A 19322-nucleotide genomic window follows, 5' to 3' on the forward strand; every position below is an offset into this window, starting at 1 on the left:
GCAGATTTATGTCTGAACAAGCATCAAAGTTCTGGCGGCAAAAGCACGGTTGACTGAAGGACAGTGATCGCTTCGTCACTGCCGCCCTGTCCTCTTACGGTGACCCGATAACGCTCGAAGCAAGGTTGCCCCTGTTCTTCAGGGCATACGTCGGCAAGACGGGCCAGGTGATAAATCGGTTGAGCGCTGACGTCTGGGCCTGCATTGCCCGTACCCGAGGGCACTGGGTTTGTGCCGTCCCATTCCCACGGGTCAACCAACATAGGTGTTGCATACGCGTCCAGGCGCGTTCCGATATTGGCCAGAACGTCTGTTTCCGCTTGTCTCAGAGCGGCCTCTGTCGCCTGGAAAGAAATGGCTCCGTCGTGCGCATTACTTGCCATGCGTTCCTGCAGGATAGAGCCCTGCATGCCGCCAATTGCCAGTATCGAGATCAGTACCAGCATGACCAGAGCAATGATAAGCGAAGCGCCTTGCTGCTTAGCTGGAAGGGGCGCCATTCCAAATGCGTTGAAATCAGCACGTAATGTTTTCATTGCATGACTCCTCTGAGCGCAACAGTCGCCGACGAGGCGATACGAGCTCGTCGGTCTCCATCGTTCCCCTGAGAGACTTCGCTGCCGATTAGATCAAACGTGCGGGTGTTCTCTTCAACCAATACTTCATTTTGGCTGCGGGAAATGGTGGCAAAACGGATGCTAACCACGTTCGCCCAGTCGTCATCGGCAATCTCATCGGCCGGCACATATTCGTCTGCAGCGTTGCTTCCATTTGTATTGACGCCGTAAAGAATCTGCAGGGTCTCAACGCCAGATACCAGCTCTTGGGGCGCTTCGAGGGGTGTCATCAGGCGTCGAAACAACGCCGGCTCCCCATTGGTTCCCTCGCCAATGTAGTAAGCCATGGCCGTGAACTCATAAACCCGTGTCTGCGGCTCGTAGTCAATATTAAAATTATTGCCATTGTTGCCAGGATTGACGTTACCGCCTGCCATGGTGATGGAGGAGGAGTTGTAGTTGTTCGACTTCTGGAACAGTTCACCTTCTGAGCAGGCTCCATCGGTGGCAAGCACTACACGATTGACCGGGACCAACACGTTATCCAAGAAGTTGATGCTGTTACCATTCTGTGGATTGCCGGGATCAACGGGCACGCTAAGGGTGGCCATCGCGTTGGTGATGATTACATCTGAGCCTGTAATGACCGAGCCGACCAGCGAAGCCGGGAGGTTTGCGCCAGCCGTTCCAGACGACCAGTTTGCTGCGCCCGGTGTATCAATCGCGTCTGGTAGATTAAAGGAATCGCCCGGGCTTGTGCCAGTGTACTCCCAGCCCTGAAGAGGCCGGTCAATCTGGATGCTCAGGCCGCCATTCAGTCTGTTGTCGACGATCTGGTCGAGCGGGCGACCCATCCTGGAAAGGCACCCAAACGTTCCCGCAGAGCGTAAATCCGGATTCAGTATGGACGCCACAAAACGCGTGCTCTCCTGAGCATGGGCGAACCCCTGTGTCTGGCGATAGGTGGAATTACCGCTCAGGTAGATCTGCGTTACGCCCAGGGTCAAAATAAGACCAAGAGCGATCGCTACCATCAGTTCAACCAGCGACAGACCCCGCTGATCGTTGAGGGTGAGCTGGTGCATGGTTGTATAAGGTTTTTGGTTTGACTGATACATGATCAAATCTCAGTCCTCACTACTACGGGGTTAGAGTCAGCATCATCCTGGTCCCAATCAATCGTCACTGTGACCGTATTGCCGTTGATTGCCACGGTGCGTTCCGCCGCGGGAAGCAGGCACGCCAGGTTGTTTTCCCAGGTGGCGATGTCGTTCGCAGGCACGCTGGCACCATTGGGAACAAAAGAAGTATCGCACGCGCCATTGTCAGCGCCTTGTGCGTCTCCCTGCGCCAGTGCATAAGCGCCAATGTTGTCGTAAGAGGCGCGGACCCTGTCCAAAAGGTCTTCAGCCAGAATCACCGCCTGACTGCGACTTTGGGATTGAGTGTTCATCTTCAGCGACACAACCTGGGTAGAAGCTACGCCCAGAATGCCGATGCCAAGAATCAGGATGGTTACAATGACCTCTATCAAGCTAAAGCCTTTTTGATTCATGGGCACACTCCATCATCGAGTTCTGTTCTTCCTACCGGGCTGACCCGAATGATTCGAAGGTCCGGGTCTCCTGATGGACAATCATCCGGGTAAATCTGGAAACTCTGCGCCGCTTGGGGCACCAGAAAACCCCGGCGGTCAAAAACGATGTCCGATGCGGTTTCCGTAAACGTCATGTTTCCGGACGATTGGAAGCTACGAATCTGGTCACTGGCGCAATCGTTCGAAGCGTCGCCTGAATGAACGCACCAACCGCTACCGAGACCGCCATCCGTGCTGAACGTGACATTGTTTCCGCGTTTGATCGCCTCTGTCCTGGCAAAGTTGAGTGAGGACACCAGAAGGTTCACGTCTGCGACCCGTTGGTTTTTCGAGATCAGATTGCCGAAACCGGGAATCACGGCCATGGTGATAATGGCCAGGACAACCAGGACGACGATCATTTCCACTAATGTGAAGCCAGCGTTCTTGTGCAACATATGAATCCCGTTTTTTTTGCCAAGTTTAGTAGAGCAAAAAGTAAAACCGCTTTGCATTATCCACGCGATAAGCGGTTGGAGATGGGTAATGAACGGTGGCTTGGGGCTATTCTTGTGACTTACGTCACGTGGGTGGGCAGGAAATGACGGTTCCCCAGGGCAGTGTAAGCCTGCCGTCCTTGTCTTTGTCGGCGAGCGCCCGCACACGACCGCCGATGTTCAGGGCAATGTACGTCATTTTCGTGTGCCGCTTGCCCGTCTCGGCGGGCGTGCAGACAACCAGGCTGCCCATTGATCCGCGACTCATCCCGTCGGCGCCAAGCTGGAAATAGCCCCGTCCAGCCGTTCTGGAAAAGATGGTGGACTGTTCGGTGGCAGGGGTGAAAAGCTGGTAGATCTTTCCTGAATCCGGTCTTTTATCGTTGTTTGAGTCTGGGAATACGGATACCGGCAACGACCAGTCATCTGTGCACTTTTGCGACGCAGGCGACAGGGGGCATAGGGTGGTAAGGCTATTGCGGTGTATGGCGTAGGAACGCGCAATGGAGAACATGCGCATGGCTTCATTAACCGATTCAGAATGACGGTTAGCGGCGACCAGGGGCGCGAGCGACGAGCTCACGAAACCGGTGATCAGTGCGAAAATGGTGAGCGTAATGAGGGCTTCAATAAGGGTGAAGCCACGAACTTTGTAGAAGCGAGGCATAGCAATACGTCCTTGTGGTGGAGTTGTTCGCCTCTCACGTCCTGTGTGAGGCTGCCGTATTGTATCTCAAAATGTCTCAGCGATAGGAGTCTCGGGTGTGGACCGCTCGATTAATCCAATCCGAGCTTTTTCAGTTTGTACCTGAGTGCGCGAAAGCTGATGCCCAATCGTTTAGCGGCTGCCGTTTTGTTCCAACGCGTTGCTTCCAGTGCTTTTTCGATGGCGGTTCGCTCTATCGTTTCAAGATAATGCTCCAGGTCTATCTCTCCCTCCGGCAGATCGTCAGGGCCGGGCGCGTCGCCAGGAGCCGGCGTCATAGTGCTGGAACGCTGCGCAGGCGCAGCCGGGGCAGCGTCCAGATGAAGGTCTTCATCGCCAATCAGGTCTGCATCGCACAGGGTGAAAGCCCGTTCCAGGATATTCTCCAGTTCTCGGACATTCCCGGGGAAAGGATAGGCCTTCAGCCTATTGATGGCTTCGGCTGTCAGCCCAGCTGGTTCACATTCGTACTCTTTTGCAATCCGCGCCAACACGTGATTTGCGAGTAGATGAATGTCATCAGGCCGGTCCCGCAAGGCAGGAACCTTGAGTTCGATGACGTTAATTCGATAGAACAGGTCCTGGCGGAAATCGCCTTCCTGCACCAGTTCTGGCAGGTTTTTGTGCGTGGCGCTCAGTACCCGAATATCAACGTCGAATTCCTTGGTTTCGCCAACGGGACGAACGGCCTTTTCCTGAATGGCTCTGAGCAGTTTTACCTGCATTGCCAGAGGCAGATCGGCTACTTCATCCAGGAACAGGGTGCCGCCGCTGGCGGATCGAAACAGGCCGTCTTTGTTGTCGGTTGCGCCGGTGAAGCTGCCTTTCTTATGGCCAAAGAATTCGCTTTCCATCAGTTCCGAAGGGATGGCGCCACAGTTCACTGCGATAAAAGGCCCGTCGCGGCGAGGGCCTTGCATGTGGATCATTCTGGCTACCAGCTCTTTGCCGCTGCCCGATTCGCCGCTGATAAACACGGGTGCCTGGCTGCGTGCAAGTTTGCGGACCTGATTCCTGAGCCGTTTGATTTCCGGTGATTTGCCCAGCAGAAGCCCTGGCTCGTCTTCCGATGCCTCAGACTCCAGTTCGGGCTCTGAGAGTTTCAAAGCGCTGTTAACAAGTTCTCTCAGCCTCGGTAATTCAACCGGCTTTGACACGAAATCGAAAGCGCCGGCTTTCAGGGATTCAATGGCCGTATCCATATTGCCATAGGCGGTGATAACGGCCACAGGTGTTGCCGGGGCATTGAGTTGAATCCATTGAACCAGTTCGATGCCATTGCCATCAGGCAGGTTCATGTCGGTAAGACAAAGCTGGGGTTTGCTTTCTGACAGCAATTGTTTTGCGGACTCGACGTCCTTGGCCGTCAGAGTGCTGATGCCCATGCGACTCAGCGTGATTTCAAGCAAGTCGCGGATGTCGGGCTCGTCGTCGACAATAAGAGCAGTGTGTTTGGTCATTGGTGTGGAGATAGCTCCGTATGCTGGTCAGGCGCTCTTGTGTCCGGCGTATCAGATCATTCGCCCGTGATGGGCAAAGGTAATGCGGAAACAGCAGCCAGTTTTTTTATTGTCCACCAGAGACAGATGTGCCTGATTAGATTCGCACAGTTCCCGGGCCAGATAAAGCCCGAGCCCGGTTCCGCCTTTGTCTGTAGTGAAGAAGGGCTCGAAGATTGAGGCGCGGTATTCGGCCGCAATGCCAACCCCGAAATCCTGAACGTCGATGAACGCACGTTCTCCGTCGGCTGTTGCTCCGGCATGGAGTTGGATTTTGGGTTCGCCGGTGTTCTCCTCGCTGTACCTGAGACCGTTATCGCAGAGGTTAACCAGTACCTGCTCGATCTGGCTGACATCAAAGCGGGCGCTTGGCAGGTTTTCCTCAATCTCCAGAATGATTTCAGCGGGATGGTTGTCATTCTTGTCCAACGTTTGCAGGTAGTCATCTCGAAAGGCCTTCAGCCAGGTATCGATTTGCACAAGATCGCTACTGGCTGCCCGCCGGCGTGATAGATCCAGCACGTTCTCAATGATCCCGTTTACCCTGCGTGAATGACGCTGGATGATGTCCAGCATTTTTCGATCGCCGTCGTCCAGGTGCTCGGATTCGCGCATAAGCTGAGAGGCGTGGCTGATTGCGCCCAGCGGATTTCGAATTTCATGAGCAATGCCGGCCGTCAGTCTTCCCAGGGAGGCCAGTTTCATTTGCTGTGCCTGCTGCGTCACTTTGCTCAGGTCATCAATAAACACCAGTATCTGGTCGCCGCGCTCCTGGTCCAGTTGGGTGAAGTTGGCTTGCACCATGGGCGCGGTTGGCATGGCCTGGAAGGGCTGAGTGCGCCGTCCCGGGTTTTGTAGCCAATCTTCCAAACCCTGGCGAAGGGGAGTGGGTAGTATCTGACTGTGGGTAAAACTGTCTTCGCCTGGCACAGATCCGAACAACAATTCCTCGGCTGCGGCGTTGGCAAGCCGGACAGATCCAAATCGGTCCAGTACCAGAATGCCGGTGCGCATCCTTTGGATGATCTGGCGATTGATCTGCTCCAGTTCGGCAATGCTGCGTGCCCTGGAATTGGCGAGGGCTTCGCTGCGGACCATTCTTCGGGAGATATATTGCAGAATAAACGCGGCCGCAAAATAGAGGATGCCAAGGGAGCCCGCCCTTACGATTTCATCGGCCGAGGCCAGCAGTGTCAGCACCGACCAAATGGCTATGCCCAGGGAACAGATAGCACCGAGAGCGGCGTAGAAAGTGCCGATTCGGGTGGGCGTAAGGATATTGCCGGCGGCCACGGCCACAATCACGAGATTCGCAAGGCCACCGGTCATTCCAGTACTGGTCAGCAACAGCCAATGAAGTATCAAGATGTCCATCAATATCGAGATGACGATATGACGGTTGCGCGGCTGGAATCCGGCCAGGAGCACCAGGGCAATAAAGACATTGATGGCAAGATAGCTAATAACGCCGGCCTGGTAATATTCCAGTGCGCGCCATCGCGAATCAAACTCTGTCGGCGCGACAAAAAGCAATGTCACTAGTAGGACACTGAGCACGACGCGGTAATGGTTGTAGATCCGGAACAGTCGCCCCCGTTGGTGACCGGGAGGGCCGGTGGTATTCAGGCCGGCTGCTTTTTGCAAAACGTTTTCCATGATTGGTGCTTATCCGGAAGAATTCTTGATCGCTGGAAGGTTATAATAGCCTTTTAATGGCAATGAGTTACAGGAGCGGTGTTTTATGTCTGGGCAAACCGATCAATCGCCGGCAACGCTGACCGTGGTGATGGCGCAGCTTGATTTTCTGGTGGGCGATATTCCGGGCAATACCCGGAAGGTGATCGATGCGGCGCATCGGGCTGATCGGGAATTGGGTGCAGACATTGTGGTTTTCCCGGAATTATGTCTGACCGGATACCCGCCGGAAGATCTTTTGCTGCGCCCCAGTCTGGATCTGCGTGTGGCTGATGCCATCGAGCGGCTCAAGTCTGAATCTCTGGCCCCTGCTATTGTTATTGGCGCCCCTATCCGGGAATCCGGTCTGCTGTATAACACGGCGCTGGTGATCGAAGATGGCGCGATCACGGGTCAGTATTTCAAACGGTTCCCGCCCAATTACCAGGTGTTTGATGAGAAACGCTATTTTGCCACTGGTCAGGATGTTCAGGTGCAGATGATTCGCGGAGTCCCTGTAGGGCTTACCGTTTGTGAAGACATCTGGAGTGATGGCCCGGTAGAGGACGCTGCCGCTCAAGGTGCAAAGCTGGTTTTGAACCTGAATGCCTCACCCTACGATATTGGCAAACAGAATCGCCGAAAGGCGCTTCTTGAGCGCAAGTCCGGGGACAACAGGGTAACCGTGATTTACGTGAACCTTGTGGGTGGTCAGGACGAGCTGGTGTTTGATGGGGGGTCGCTGGCGTTTGATCATTCCGGGGAGCTTTGCGCCGAAGCCCCTCAGTTCAGCGAAGGGCTCTATCCGGTCGAGTTGATCTGTGAGCACCATTGTCAGCCCGTTGTGCAGGCCAGAATTCCGGAGCCCTCGATTGAAGAGAACGTTTACAAGGCGCTGGTGCTCGGTGTGAGGGACTACGTCAATAAGAACGGCTTCAAATCCGTCGTGCTTGGGTTGTCTGGCGGTATCGATTCCGCTGTCACTCTGGCTGTTGCAGTGGATGCGCTGGGGGCCGACCGGGTGAGGGCGGTGATGATGCCTTTCCGGTATACCTCTGGTATGAGCATTGAGGATGCAGAGCTTGAGGCTCGGGCTCTGGGGGTCCAGTACGATGTGTTCTCCATCGAGCCGATGTACGATGCGTTCATGGAAACCCTGGCTCAACCTTTTGAAGGTACGAAACCGGACACCACGGAGGAAAACCTGCAGGCCAGGCTTCGCGGTGTGTTGCTAATGTCGCTCTCGAATAAATTCGGTGCGTTGGTACTTACCACCGGTAATAAGAGCGAAATGGCCGTTGGTTACTCGACGCTTTACGGCGATATGGCCGGCGGTTTTGATGTGCTGAAGGATGTGCCCAAAACCCTGGTGTTCAAGCTGGCCTGGTACAGGAATACCTTGTCATCGGTGATCCCTGAGCGGGTAATTACCCGGCCGCCCTCGGCCGAGCTGGCACCGGATCAGAAAGACGAGGACAGCCTGCCGGGATACGACGTGTTGGATCAGATTCTCAATCTATACGTGGAGCGGGACTTGAGCGCAGATGCCATTGTGGCCCAGGGCTTTGAGCGCGAGGATGTTGACCGTGTCGTGAGGCTTGTGGATATCAACGAGTACAAACGCCGCCAGGCCCCAATTGGCGTGCGTATTACCGAAAGGGGCTTTGGCAAGGATCGCCGCTATCCCATCACCAACGGTTGGAAAAGCGGCATCTAGCCATGCCGGGATGGGCGATGCTATTCGTCGCCTATCAAGCCGAACGTGACGACGCTGGCCAGGGAGCGGTCTTCGCGTTCGAGAATATCAGGCTCAAAGTCGCCATTTTCATTGAACGCGTCACTGTTCGGGAAGTTTTCACGCAGCATGGCCACCGCGTCCGACGCTCCTTTCTTCAGATCCAGGAACCGAAAAGTCTCAGCCAGAATGATCAGGGCGTCTTCCACGGGTGGCGTGGAGGGATAGTTTTCGATCAGGTATCGGGCCCGGGTGTTGGCGGCCAGATAGGCCTCCCGGCTGATGTAATACTCGGCTGCCAGGAGCTCAAGATTGGCCAGCCGGTTGCGGATCGCGATCATGCGCTGGCGGGCGTCAGGCGCGTACTTGCTGGCTGGGTATCGGTCCAGCAGGTCTGAAAAGTCTCGAAACGCCTGACGCTGCTCGCCCGGGTCACGGGCTTCAACATCGATGGGCAGATAACGCGCCGCCAGACCGATGTCGAGGTTATAGGAAGCCAGGCCTCTCATGTACAGTGCGTAGTCTGCATGCTCGCTTTGAGGGTTCAGTCGCAGGAAACGATCCGCCGCGGCCCTCGCACCTTCAAGGTCGAGATTCTGGTAACGGGCATAGATCAAGTCCAACTGGGCCTGTTCGGCATACCGACCAAACGGATAATAGGTTTCCAGAGCGTCCAGGTTGGTCTCGGCTTCGTTAAAGTTGCCGGATCTCATGGCATCACGGGCGTTCTCGTAATAGGTCTCTTCTGCGAGCACTTCCTCGTCGCCCTTATTGGTGGCGCAGGCGCTGATCAGCAGGGCAGCGATGAAGAGAAAAACGAATCGGGCAACTGACGTCATGTGTAATCCCGTATAATGGCAAATCTGAAATTGTGGGCCATTGTAACGGGGATACCGTGCCTTGTGCAGTGGCTTCAGTACCGGATTCCATGTTTTTGCAAAAACGTAACGCTATATTCGCCCTGGGGGCTTAATGTCATCTGAATCACGAATTACCGCCCATTTCTCAATCCCTTCCGAAGTTAGCGACCGGCGGTTGGATCAGGCAGCGGCGGAACTGATGCCCGAGCACTCCCGCTCGCGCCTTCAAGGCTGGATCAAGTCTGGCGCACTGACCGTCAATGGCAAGAAATACAAGCCAAGAGACAAGGTCATGATGGGCGACACGCTGGAATTGGACGCCGAGCCCGAAGCTCAGGTGAGCTGGGAGGCCGAGGCAATCACTCTGGAAGTCGTGTATGAGGATGAACATCTGCTGGTGATCAACAAGCCTGCCGGTCTGGTGGTGCATCCGGCGGCAGGCCATGCCGACGGTACGCTGGTGAATGCCCTTCTGAATTATGCGCCAGAAGTTGAAAACCTGCCCCGTGCGGGCATTGTCCACCGTCTGGATAAAGACACCTCTGGCATTATGGTGGTGGCGCGCAGCCTGATTGCGCACACGTCTCTGGTGGATCAGTTGCAATCGCGAACCATGGGCCGTGAGTACGAGGCCATTGTGGTCGGTACCCTGACGGGTGGCGCGACGGTCGATGCACCGATTGGCCGGCATCCCCGTGAGCGTAAAAAAATGGCTGTTGTGGCCTCCGGTAAGCCAGCAGTCACTCACTATCGGCTGGTGGAACGTTTTGCGGCTCATACCCATATTCGCTGCAAACTGGAAAGCGGCCGTACCCACCAGATTCGGGTTCACATGGCTCATGTCAAACACCCTCTGATTGGCGATCCGCTCTACGGTGGTCGACTCAGGTTGCCGAAAGGCACTACAGAGGAATTGCGAGAGGAACTCGCCGCTTTTCAGCGGCAGGCGCTGCACGCCCAGAAACTGACGCTGGAGCATCCGGAGACCGGTGAAATCATGAGTTGGGAAGCCCCAATGCCTCCCGATATGTTGGCCCTTCTGGCGGCTCTTCGTAAGCATCAGGTGGAATTGAAGAATGCCGATGTCTGATTCCGAATTGATCATTCCGGATTGGCCGGCTCCGGGCCACATCAAGGCAGCGTGTACAACCAGGGCTGGCGGTGTCAGCGAAGGCCCTTGGTCTAGCCTCAACCTGGGTAGTCACGTCGAGGACAACGTCGAAAACGTTGAACGCAACCGTCAGATTCTGGCGGATTGGGTCGGTCTGCCGAAGTCCTCATTCGAGTTTTTGGAACAGGTACATGGCACCCGGGTTATCGAATTGCCAGCCACAGGCCTGTCTGGCGAATCTGGATTGCGAGCGGACGGATGCGTGACTTCCAGACGCAACACGCCGTGTCTGGTGATGACGGCTGACTGTTTGCCGGTATTGTTCTGTGATCGGGCCGGTACCCGGGTGGCTGCCGCCCATGCCGGATGGCGTGGCCTTTGTAACGGTGTGCTCGAGCGGACGGTTGAAGCATTCGAGGCGCCCGGCGACGTCATGGCCTGGCTTGGGCCGGCCATTGGGCAAAACGCCTTTGAAGTTGGGTCAGAAGTTCGACAAGCCTTTCTGGAACATGACGCTGCGGCTGAAAACGCCTTTACTGCCAGCAATAGGGAAGGCCACTTTATGGCAGATCTTTACAGGCTTGCCCGTCAGCGGCTGGAGCGCGCAGGTTTGACCTCAATCTACGGCGGGCATTGGTGTACTTACACGGACAAAGAGCGCTTTTTCTCCTATCGGCGGGACGGTCGCTCCGGTCGTATGGCCAGCTATATCTTTCTTTCCTGAATTCTCCGCGCTTCAGAATATCAATCCGTCAATTTTCTGACGATTCTTTGCCTATCTTGCTTGAAGTCCGGCTTCGCGCCCCTACATTGGAACTAAGCGAATATTAAATGTCGGTCGGTGAGTGCTGTCCTACCGACATACAGACCCGAGGATACCGAAGTCATGAGAATCGACAAACTGACGAGCAAGCTCCAATCTGCGCTGGCGGACGCTCAGTCGCTGGCGGTTGGCAAAGACCACAACTTTATTGAGCCCGTTCACTTGATGATGGCGTTGATGGATCAGCAGGGCGGTTCGATCAAGCCATTGCTGAAGCAGGCCGGGGCAGAGCCTGGACGCATTCGCCAGACCATTGCCCGCGAGATTGAAAACCTGCCGGAAGTTCAGGGCTCTGCGGGTGACGTGTCCATGTCAAACGACATGGGGCGGCTTTTCAATGTCGCCGATCGGCTGGCTCAGAAGCGCGGCGACCAATATGTGTCCAGCGAGCTCATGCTGATGGCTGCGCTGGAGGACCGTGGAACCCTGGGCCGTGTGCTGAGAGAACAGGGTGTCGACAAGGCGGCGCTGGAAAAAGCGATTGATGAGGTTCGCGGCGGCGAAACGGTGGACGATGCCTCCGCCGAAGAAAATCGGCAGGCACTCGACAAGTTCACCATCGATCTGACCGAGCGCGCCGAGGCAGGCAAGCTGGATCCGGTGATCGGTCGGGACGACGAGATCCGTCGCACCATTCAGGTGTTGCAGCGTCGTCGCAAGAATAACCCTGTGCTGATTGGTGAGCCGGGCGTTGGTAAAACCGCCATTGTTGAGGGCCTTGCCCAGCGGATCGTGAACGGCGAAGTGCCGGAAGGATTGAAGAACAAGCGGGTGTTGTCTCTGGACATGGGCTCCCTGATTGCTGGTGCGAAATTCCGAGGGGAGTTCGAAGAGCGCCTGAAGGCCGTGCTGAACGAGCTGGCCAAACAGGAAGGCCAGATCATCCTGTTTATCGATGAAATTCACACCATGGTCGGCGCGGGTAAAGCTGAAGGCTCTATGGATGCCGGCAACATGCTGAAGCCGGCGCTGGCTCGTGGCGAGCTTCACTGTGTGGGTGCCACCACCCTGGATGAGTATCGTGAGAACATCGAGAAAGATGCGGCTCTTGAGCGTCGCTTCCAGAAAGTGATGGTGACTGAGCCCAGCGAGGAAGACACGATTGCGATTCTGCGCGGCCTTAAAGAAAGGTACGAAGTTCACCACGGTGTTGAAGTGACTGATGGTGCCATCATCGCCGCAGCTAAACTGTCGCACCGCTACATAGCAGACAGACAGCTGCCCGATAAAGCCATTGATCTGGTCGACGAGGCGGCAAGTCAGATCCGGATGGAGATGGATTCCAAGCCCGAAGCGCTGGATCGCCTCGAACGGCGTTTGATCCAGCTCAAGATAGAGCGGGAAGCGCTGAAAAAGGAAACTGACGCGGCCTCCAAAAAACGTTTGACGGAGCTGTCAGATGTGATCAGCGGCGTCGAGCGCGAGTACGCCGATCTTGAAGAAGTCTGGAACACCGAAAAAGCAGCGCTTCACGGCTCCCAGAAGATCAAAAGCCGCCTGGAGCAGGCCCGAATTGATCTTGAGAACGCGCGTCGTTCTGGCGATCTGGGCAAAATGTCGGAGCTGCAGTATGGCCAGATTCCGGAGCTGGAACGCCAGCTGGATATGGCCAGCCAGGCCGAGATGATGGAGATGAAGCTGCTCCGGAACCGGGTAACCGATGAGGAAATTGCCGAGGTTGTCTCCAAATGGACCGGCATTCCTGTGTCCAAAATGCTCGAAGGCGAGCGTGACAAGCTGATGCGCATGGAAGAAGCGCTGCACGGTCGGGTGATTGGACAAGACGAGGCCGTCGAAGCGGTTTCAAATGCGGTTCGTCGCTCTCGGGCGGGGCTGGCGGATCCTCATCGGCCGAACGGCTCTTTCTTGTTCCTCGGTCCGACCGGGGTTGGTAAAACGGAACTCTGCAAGGCGTTGGCGTCATTTCTGTTCGACACCGAAGAGGCCATGGTCCGCATCGACATGTCCGAATTCATGGAAAAGCATTCGGTTGCACGGTTGATCGGTGCGCCCCCGGGGTATGTGGGCTATGAAGAGGGCGGTTACCTGACGGAAGCTGTTCGTCGGCGGCCGTACTCCGTTCTGCTTCTTGATGAGGTGGAGAAAGCGCATCCGGATGTGTTCAACATTCTTCTCCAGGTGCTTGAAGATGGTCGCTTGACCGATGGCCAGGGCCGTACTGTCGATTTCCGTAACACGGTGATCGTCATGACCTCCAACCTTGGGTCCGACATCATTCAGCAGAAAGCGGGTGAGGAAAACTACGAGGCCATGAAAGCGGATGTTATGGAGGAAGTAGGTACTCACTTCCGCCCAGAGTTCATCAACCGAGTCGATGAGGTGGTGGTCTTCCACCCACTGGCTGAGAGTCAGATCCAGGGCATTGCCAGAATTCAGGTGGATTCATTGAGCAAGCGTCTCAAGGAACAGGATATGAAACTGATTCTGGACGAAGAGGCGATGGGTCTTCTGGCGAAAGTTGGTTACGACCCGGTATACGGAGCGCGGCCGCTGAAGCGTGCGATCCAGCGGATGATCGAGAACCCGTTGGCGCAGAAGCTGTTGCAGGGCGAGTTTGTCCCCGGCGACACCATCAGCGCGAAAGTGGAGGATCACCAAATGCGCTTTGAAAAAGGGTGATTCAACATATCAACGAAAGAAGGCGGGCATGAGGCCCGCCTTCTTTTTGCGTGGACGCCGTTTCAATAGCAGCGCCTTGTAAACGATTGATCAGGAAGAGGCGTCTTCTTCGCCACAGTTAAGTTCGGCGATTTTCTCGAACTGCTCGCGCTTTTGTGCAATCTCTTCTTCGCTTAGATAGCGCTCTTCACCGTCCTCCTGGACTTTGATTCGGCTGCCAGTTGCTATCAGAGCAAGGTTCGTTTGGGCAGTATCGCAGTTTGCGGCCCGCTGCTTACGGCGGGCTTCCTGAACAGCAGACACTTTCTCATCCTGTTCCACTTCTGCCTGTTCCTGTTCCATTTGGTCAACCTGCTGCTGTGGGCTAGCAGATGATGAAGACGAGCCGGAACCTTTCCCGGTGCGGACGCTTACGGATTCCGACTGCTTACCGGTCGGTTTTCGATCGCCAAAATGCGTCACCCCGTTTTCGTCCGTCCACTTGTAGACCGACTGCGCCGAGGCAAGGATGGGCATTGCCAGAACAAATACTGCGAGAGCGAGGATCTTTTTTGTCATGCCTTTACTCTTCTTTTATTCGTTAAGATTAGGCCTATACTGCCACATGTAAAGCCAAGTTTCTTTCGTCTGGTTCAAAATTCCTGAGCCGTAGTTACAGGCCCTGCATTCGACATTCAGGCCACAGAAACCCGCCCTTGCTATTGACAGAGAGTTTCGCGCTGTCAAAATTACCCGTTGCCTGAAGACTGGGGTCAATACGGCAGGCGATCCCGAGCAAGTATCCCCCATCAGCAACCACACTGAACGCCCCGCGAATTCAGTCGCGGACTGGTCGTTGTGCCTTTGTAAGTGCACAGCCCGTTGATTGGTCGTTCTCCGCAACCCTCAGGAGCGCGGCTGGCCAGGAGACAACCTCTTTTTATCAGTGTGGCGGAATATTCGGTTCAGCTTTCACAAGAAGCTGCAAAACCGGACACCCAGGCACCTGTGGTCGGGTAGTGACCCGGCTCATTCACTCGTGGAAGAGGGTAGAACATCGTGGAGTTATTGTCTGGCGCTGATATGCTGATTCGGTCCCTTCAAGATGAGGGTATCGAATACATATACGGCTATCCGGGTGGTGCCGCGCTTCATATTTATGACGCGCTTTTCAGGCAGGATAAGGTCAAGCATATTCTGGTAAGGCACGAGCAGGCGGCGGTCCATATGGCCGACGGTTATGCGCGCGCGTCTGGAAAACCCGGCACCGTTCTGGTGACTTCGGGCCCGGGGGCGACCAACACCATCACCGGTATCGCAACCGCCTTTATGGATTCCATTCCAATGGTTGTGCTTTGTGGGCAGGTGGCGTCGACGCTGATTGGTGAAGATGCGTTTCAGGAAACCGATATGATTGGTGTTTCCCGCCCAGTGGTGAAGCACAACCTGAGTGTGCGACATCCAGAAGAGATCCCTGGAATTATTCGCAAAGCTTATTACATAGCCTCAACGGGTCGTCCCGGACCTGTGGTTGTGGATATCCCCAAAGATATGACCACGCCCAATGAGCGTTATGAGTACAGCTTCCCCAAGAAAGTGAAGCTGCGTTCCTACAACCCCGCTATTCGTGGTCACGCGGGCCAGATCAAAAAAGCTGTCGATATGCTGATGGCCGCGAAGCGGCCAATGATCTATGCCGGTGGCGGTGTGATCCTGGGCAAAGCATCGGATCAGCTGACCGAACTGGTTCGTCTGCTTGGGTATCCGATCACCAATACCATTATGGGTATTGGTTGCTATCCCGCGTCTGACAAGCAGCATCTGGGCTGGCTCGGCATGCACGGCACCTACGAGTCAAACATGGCCATGCACCATGCGGATCTGATTCTCTGTGTCGGTGCCCGTTTCGATGACCGGGTAACCAACGCAACCGAGAAATTCTGTCCCGGTGCTCGAATTGTTCATATTGACATTGATCCGGCCTCGATCTCGAAGACCATTGACGCTGACGTTCCCATCGTGGGGCCGGTTGATGCCGTTCTCAAAGAGATGCTGACGCTGGTCAAAGAGAGCAAAGAAACGCCCGACGCCGATGCTATTGCTGCCTGGTGGAAGCAGATCGATGAGTGGCGAGCATTTCATGGCATGCGCTATGAAACCAGTGACGATGTGATCAAGCCCCAGGAAGTGGTTGAGATGCTTTGGCGCCTGACCAATGGTGAGGCCTATGTGACCTCCGATGTGGGGCAGCACCAGATGTTCGCCGCGCAGTACTACAAGTTTGATCGCCCGAATCGCTGGATCAACTCCGGTGGCCTGGGAACCATGGGCTTCGGTTTGCCAGCGGCCATGGGTGTCAAACTGAGTTATCCGGACGACGAAGTGCTCTGCATAACGGGCGAAGGCAGTATCCAGATGAATATTCAGGAGCTTTCCACCTGCAACCAGTACAACCTGCCGGTGAAGATCATCAACCTGAATAATCAGGCGCTGGGTATGGTGAAGCAGTGGCAGGATATGAACTATGAGTCCCGTCACTCACAGTCCTATATGGAATCACTGCCTGACTTCATCAAGCTGGCAGAATCCTATGGCCATGTCGGTGTGAAGATCGATCGCAAAGAAGATCTGGAGCCGAAGCTGAAAGAAGTGCTGGCAATGAAGGATAAGCTCGTTTTCGTCGACATTCACGTTGATCGTTTCGAGCACGTTTATCCCATGCAGGTGGCTCGTGGTTCGATGAAAGACATGTGGCTCAGCAAGACGGAGAGGGTCTGATCATGCGTCGAATCATTTCCGTTCTTCTGGAAAACGAGCCGGGTGCGTTGTCGCGGGTTGTCGGCCTGTTTTCGCAGCGTAACTACAACATCGAAACACTGACCGTCGCGCCGACCGAAGACGAAACCCTATCCCGGTTGACCGTGACAACCACGGGTTCCGACAAGGTCATCGAGCAGATCACCAAACAACTCAATAAATTGATTGAGGTGGTCAAGCTGGTGGACCTTACGGAAGGTTCTCACATCGAGCGGGAGCTTATGCTGGTTAAGTTGAAGGCGACGGGCTCCCAGCGCGCTGAGATCAAGCGAACGGTCGATATTTTTCGCGGGCAGATTGTTGACGTCACCAGCTCTGTTTACACGGTGCAGTTGGCCGGCGACAGCGAAAAGCTTGATGGCTTCATTCAGGCCGTCGGCACATCGGGTGTGCTGGAAGTGGTGCGCTCTGGTGTGTCTGGCATTGCCCGTGGCGAGAAAGTACTTAGCCTCTAACAGGCTTACAACATATTCGTTAAAATCGCGGCCAGTTTTGGCCCACATAGATACAGAGGTTTTTCATGCAGGTTTATTACGACAAAGATTGCGATCTTTCGATCATCCAGGGCAAGAAAGTTGCCATCATCGGCTTCGGTTCGCAGGGGCACGCCCATGCTTGCAACCTGAAAGAGTCCGGTGTTGATGTGACTGTCGGTCTGCGCCCCGGCTCTTCATCCATCGCAAAAGCCGAAGCCTATGGCCTGAAAACCAATGACGTTCCGACTGCAGTGGCTGAAGCTGACGTGGTTATGGTGCTGACGCCGGATGAGTTTCAGGCGCAACTTTACAAAGCTGAAATCGAACCGAACCTGAAGCAGGGCGCCACCATGGCCTTTGCTCACGGTTTTGCGATCCACTACAACCAGATTGAGCCGCGCAAGGATCTGGACGTGATTATGGTGGCCCCTAAGGCGCCAGGTCACACGGTGCGTACCGAGTTTACTCGCGGTGGAGGTATTCCAGACCTGATCGCTGTCTTCCAGGATGCTTCTGGTTCGGCCAAGAACCTGGCGCTTTCATACGCCAGCGGTATTGGCGGCGGTCGTACGGGTATTATTGAGACCACCTTCCAGGACGAAACTGAAACTGATCTGTTCGGCGAGCAGGCCGTTCTGTGTGGCGGTACCGTTGAATTGGTCAAGGCGGCCTTCGAAACACTGGTAGATGCAGGTTATGAGCCGGAGATGGCTTATTTTGAGTGTCTGCACGAGCTCAAGCTGATTGTTGACCTGATGTACGAAGGCGGTATCGCCAACATGAACTATTCCATTTCCAATAACGCGGAATATGGTGAATACGTGACCGGTCCTGAAATCATCAACGAGCAGTCTCGTGAAGCCATGCGCAATGCGCTGAAGCGGATCCAGACCGGTGAGTATGCGAAGATGTTCATTCAGGAAGGTAGCAGCAACTATCCTTCCATGACTGCTCGTCGCCGCATCAATGCCGAGCATCAGATCGAAACCGTTGGCGAGAAGCTTCGCTCCATGATGCCCTGGATCTCTGCGAACAAGATCGTCGACAAAGAGAAAAACTGAGTAGCCTGAACGGCCTTGGTAAACGAGCGCGGCCCTTGAGGCCGCGTTTTTCGTATATACTCCGCACAAATGCTATCCGGAGTGAAGAGCATGAGTGAAAAGAATTCGAAGAGCGATCCTAAGTCCGAACACGGGAATGAACAGGAAGTTGAAGCCGGCGAGGTAGTGGAAGAAGAGCTCGTCGAGGGGGCGCCTGTTCGGCGTAAAGGCATTTATCTTTTGCCAAACGCGCTGACCACGGCCTCATTGTTTTCGGGTTTTTACGCCATTGTGTCGGCGGCGAACGGTGTGTTCGATAACGCCGCGATCGCCATCTTTGTTTCCATGGTACTGGACGGCCTGGATGGTCGTGTTGCCAGGCTGACCAATACACAGAGTAAGTTTGGTGAAGAATATGACAGCCTTGCAGATATGGTGGCATTTGGCGTTGCTCCCGGTCTGGTGGCCTTTTTCTGGTCCTTGAACAATCTTGGGCAATTTGGCTGGGCTGTCACTTTCATCTTCGTCGCCGGGGCCGCGTTGAGGCTTGCACGCTTCAATACCCAGATAGGCTCTGTAGACAAGAGATTTTTCGTGGGTCTGGCGAGCCCCGCTGCAGCAGCTTGTGTTGCCGGACTGGTCTGGTGCTTCCATGATTCTGAACCGGCCACCTGGCTTACCGGTATGACCATTGTTGTGGTGGCTGGCACTGGCGTGTTGATGGTAAGCAACATTCTGTACAAGAGCTTCAAGGATCTCGACCTGCGAGGTCGAGTGCCGTTTGCCGCCATCCTTCTGGTGGTTCTGAGTTTCGTCATCGTTGCCCTGGATCCGGCCACAGTGCTGTTTACCGGGTTTCTGGCTTATGCTTTGTCCGGTCCTGTTTTCGCTCTGTTCCGAAAGTCCCGTAAATCCGCTCAGTCGACAGAAGAGAAGTGATTCTCTGGCTAACTGATCGGAAAATGATCAAGATGTACGTGCAAGCCGAAGTAAATTGAAAATTTTGCTTTAACGTCGTTGACACATTTTTAACGGGCTGTAGAATGCGCCCCACTCTCGAGGTGAGGCATTCATTGTGAAGCCGAGATCGGGGGTCAGCCGATGTGTCTCAGGCTTGTCATCAAGCGGTTCTGAGGCGCAAAATAACGGTTGACAAGGAAGCGATTCGCTGTAGAATACGCGGCCTTGATCAGGGAACGGGAGTTCCCGCTGCTCTTTAAAAAGTTAACCAAGTAATTCGTGTGGGCGCTGGCCGAGGTATTTCGGATACGAAATATCAGGACAGTGACTCGTCGAAATTGAGTTTTGTCTTGAGCAAGAATAGAGAATCTT

At 54.9% G+C, this 19322-nt stretch carries 18 protein-coding genes; 8 read left to right on the plus strand and 10 right to left on the minus strand.

Annotation, left to right across the window (positions count from 1 at the left end; genetic code table 11):
• Positions 1-23 precede the first annotated feature (23 nt).
• From QLQ17_RS16210 to QLQ17_RS16240, 7 genes are all read right to left on the minus strand, one after another.
• The gene (locus tag QLQ17_RS16210) at positions 24-536 is read right to left on the minus strand and encodes a pilus assembly PilX family protein (protein WP_283210653.1); all 513 of its coding nucleotides are present in this window, start codon (positions 534-536) and stop codon (positions 24-26) included.
• Positions 533-1675: a PilW family protein gene (locus tag QLQ17_RS16215; RefSeq protein ID WP_283210654.1), complete on the minus strand. Its 1143-nt coding sequence runs from the start codon at positions 1673-1675 to the stop codon at positions 533-535. Before QLQ17_RS16215 ends, QLQ17_RS16210 begins: the two co-directional genes overlap by 4 nt.
• Before the next feature lie 2 nt (positions 1676-1677).
• Complete coding sequence (gene pilV, locus QLQ17_RS16220) at positions 1678-2112, minus strand: type IV pilus modification protein PilV (RefSeq protein WP_283210655.1); 435 nt, start codon at positions 2110-2112, stop codon at positions 1678-1680.
• Positions 2109-2591, minus strand: a complete 483-nt coding sequence (locus tag QLQ17_RS16225; protein ID WP_283210656.1) for a GspH/FimT family pseudopilin — start codon at positions 2589-2591, stop codon at positions 2109-2111. The genes pilV and QLQ17_RS16225 overlap by 4 nt, the downstream gene beginning before the upstream one ends.
• 124 nt (positions 2592-2715) lie before the next feature.
• Entirely contained in the window at positions 2716-3297 is a 582-nt protein-coding gene (locus QLQ17_RS16230; protein ID WP_283210657.1) for a GspH/FimT family pseudopilin, read from the minus strand.
• A gap of 110 nt (positions 3298-3407) precedes the next feature.
• Positions 3408-4796: a sigma-54-dependent transcriptional regulator gene (locus QLQ17_RS16235; protein ID WP_283210658.1), complete on the minus strand. Its 1389-nt coding sequence runs from the start codon at positions 4794-4796 to the stop codon at positions 3408-3410.
• A gap of 51 nt (positions 4797-4847) precedes the next feature.
• Positions 4848-6491, minus strand: a complete 1644-nt coding sequence (locus QLQ17_RS16240) for a sensor histidine kinase (protein WP_283210659.1) — start codon at positions 6489-6491, stop codon at positions 4848-4850.
• Between the two features lie 85 nt (positions 6492-6576).
• Here QLQ17_RS16240 and QLQ17_RS16245 point away from each other — a divergent pair, with 85 nt between their 5' ends.
• On the plus strand, positions 6577-8226 hold the full coding sequence (locus tag QLQ17_RS16245) for an NAD+ synthase (RefSeq protein ID WP_283210660.1): 1650 nt from the start codon (positions 6577-6579) through the stop codon (positions 8224-8226).
• Positions 8227-8246: 20 nt separating this feature from the next.
• On the opposite strand, the gene QLQ17_RS16250 is transcribed toward QLQ17_RS16245, so the two are convergent.
• On the minus strand, positions 8247-9083 hold the full coding sequence (locus QLQ17_RS16250; RefSeq protein ID WP_283210661.1) for an outer membrane protein assembly factor BamD: 837 nt from the start codon (positions 9081-9083) through the stop codon (positions 8247-8249).
• Between the two features lie 133 nt (positions 9084-9216).
• Between QLQ17_RS16250 and rluD the strand changes: the two genes are divergently transcribed.
• The 3 genes from rluD to clpB all read left to right on the plus strand — a co-directional run bounded on the left by rluD (position 9217) and on the right by clpB (position 13678).
• Positions 9217-10194, plus strand: a complete 978-nt coding sequence (gene rluD / locus QLQ17_RS16255) for a 23S rRNA pseudouridine(1911/1915/1917) synthase RluD (RefSeq protein ID WP_283210662.1) — start codon at positions 9217-9219, stop codon at positions 10192-10194.
• Positions 10187-10939 (plus strand): peptidoglycan editing factor PgeF, encoded by a 753-nt coding sequence (gene pgeF, locus QLQ17_RS16260; protein ID WP_283210663.1) that lies wholly within the window; start codon positions 10187-10189, stop codon positions 10937-10939. The genes rluD and pgeF overlap by 8 nt, the downstream gene beginning before the upstream one ends.
• Before the next feature lie 162 nt (positions 10940-11101).
• A complete protein-coding gene (clpB, locus tag QLQ17_RS16265; protein WP_283210664.1) occupies positions 11102-13678 on the plus strand; it encodes an ATP-dependent chaperone ClpB in 2577 nt (858 codons plus the stop codon).
• 90 nt (positions 13679-13768) lie between these two features.
• Here the strand turns inward: clpB and QLQ17_RS16270 are convergent, their stop codons facing one another.
• Complete coding sequence (locus QLQ17_RS16270; RefSeq protein ID WP_283210665.1) at positions 13769-14236, minus strand: DUF4124 domain-containing protein; 468 nt, start codon at positions 14234-14236, stop codon at positions 13769-13771.
• A gap of 480 nt (positions 14237-14716) precedes the next feature.
• On the opposite strand from QLQ17_RS16270, the gene QLQ17_RS16275 reads away from it, so the two are divergent.
• The 4 genes from QLQ17_RS16275 to pssA all read left to right on the plus strand — a co-directional run bounded on the left by QLQ17_RS16275 (position 14717) and on the right by pssA (position 18929).
• Positions 14717-16435, plus strand: a complete 1719-nt coding sequence (locus QLQ17_RS16275) for an acetolactate synthase 3 large subunit (protein WP_283210666.1) — start codon at positions 14717-14719, stop codon at positions 16433-16435.
• A gap of 2 nt (positions 16436-16437) precedes the next feature.
• Positions 16438-16929 (plus strand): acetolactate synthase small subunit, encoded by a 492-nt coding sequence (gene ilvN, locus QLQ17_RS16280; protein WP_283210667.1) that lies wholly within the window; start codon positions 16438-16440, stop codon positions 16927-16929.
• 65 nt (positions 16930-16994) lie between these two features.
• The gene (ilvC, locus tag QLQ17_RS16285; protein WP_283210668.1) at positions 16995-18011 is read left to right on the plus strand and encodes a ketol-acid reductoisomerase; all 1017 of its coding nucleotides are present in this window, start codon (positions 16995-16997) and stop codon (positions 18009-18011) included.
• 90 nt (positions 18012-18101) lie between these two features.
• Positions 18102-18929, plus strand: coding sequence for a CDP-diacylglycerol--serine O-phosphatidyltransferase (gene pssA / locus QLQ17_RS16290; protein WP_283210669.1), 828 nt, complete (start codon positions 18102-18104; stop codon positions 18927-18929).
• Positions 18930-19084: 155 nt separating this feature from the next.
• Here pssA and QLQ17_RS16295 read toward each other — a convergent pair.
• A partial coding sequence (locus QLQ17_RS16295) for a hypothetical protein (protein ID WP_283210670.1) occupies positions 19085-19322 on the minus strand: 238 nt, incomplete at its 5' end.

The organism is Marinobacter sp. CHS3-4 (assembly GCF_030053415.1).
Lineage (GTDB): Bacteria > Pseudomonadota > Gammaproteobacteria > Pseudomonadales > Oleiphilaceae > Marinobacter.

Bases quoted from the DNA above. Each gene is read 5' to 3' on its own strand.
- ilvC (WP_283210668.1), top strand. From the start codon at position 16,995: ATGCAGGTTTATTACGACAAAGATTGCGATCTTTCGATCATCCAGGGC.
- clpB (WP_283210664.1), top strand. From the start codon at position 11,102: ATGAGAATCGACAAACTGACGAGCAAGCTCCAATCTGCGCTGGCGGAC.
- QLQ17_RS16245 (WP_283210660.1), top strand. From the start codon at position 6,577: ATGTCTGGGCAAACCGATCAATCGCCGGCAACGCTGACCGTGGTGATG.
- QLQ17_RS16230 (WP_283210657.1), bottom strand. From the start codon at position 3,297: ATGCCTCGCTTCTACAAAGTTCGTGGCTTCACCCTTATTGAAGCCCTC.
- pgeF (WP_283210663.1), top strand. From the start codon at position 10,187: ATGTCTGATTCCGAATTGATCATTCCGGATTGGCCGGCTCCGGGCCAC.
- QLQ17_RS16250 (WP_283210661.1), bottom strand. From the start codon at position 9,083: ATGACGTCAGTTGCCCGATTCGTTTTTCTCTTCATCGCTGCCCTGCTG.
- QLQ17_RS16240 (WP_283210659.1), bottom strand. From the start codon at position 6,491: ATGGAAAACGTTTTGCAAAAAGCAGCCGGCCTGAATACCACCGGCCCT.
- QLQ17_RS16225 (WP_283210656.1), bottom strand. From the start codon at position 2,591: ATGTTGCACAAGAACGCTGGCTTCACATTAGTGGAAATGATCGTCGTC.
- QLQ17_RS16270 (WP_283210665.1), bottom strand. From the start codon at position 14,236: ATGACAAAAAAGATCCTCGCTCTCGCAGTATTTGTTCTGGCAATGCCC.
- pilV (WP_283210655.1), bottom strand. From the start codon at position 2,112: ATGAATCAAAAAGGCTTTAGCTTGATAGAGGTCATTGTAACCATCCTG.
- rluD (WP_283210662.1), top strand. From the start codon at position 9,217: ATGTCATCTGAATCACGAATTACCGCCCATTTCTCAATCCCTTCCGAA.
- QLQ17_RS16215 (WP_283210654.1), bottom strand. From the start codon at position 1,675: ATGTATCAGTCAAACCAAAAACCTTATACAACCATGCACCAGCTCACC.
- QLQ17_RS16235 (WP_283210658.1), bottom strand. From the start codon at position 4,796: ATGACCAAACACACTGCTCTTATTGTCGACGACGAGCCCGACATCCGC.
- ilvN (WP_283210667.1), top strand. From the start codon at position 16,438: ATGCGTCGAATCATTTCCGTTCTTCTGGAAAACGAGCCGGGTGCGTTG.
- pssA (WP_283210669.1), top strand. From the start codon at position 18,102: ATGAGTGAAAAGAATTCGAAGAGCGATCCTAAGTCCGAACACGGGAAT.
- QLQ17_RS16210 (WP_283210653.1), bottom strand. From the start codon at position 536: ATGAAAACATTACGTGCTGATTTCAACGCATTTGGAATGGCGCCCCTT.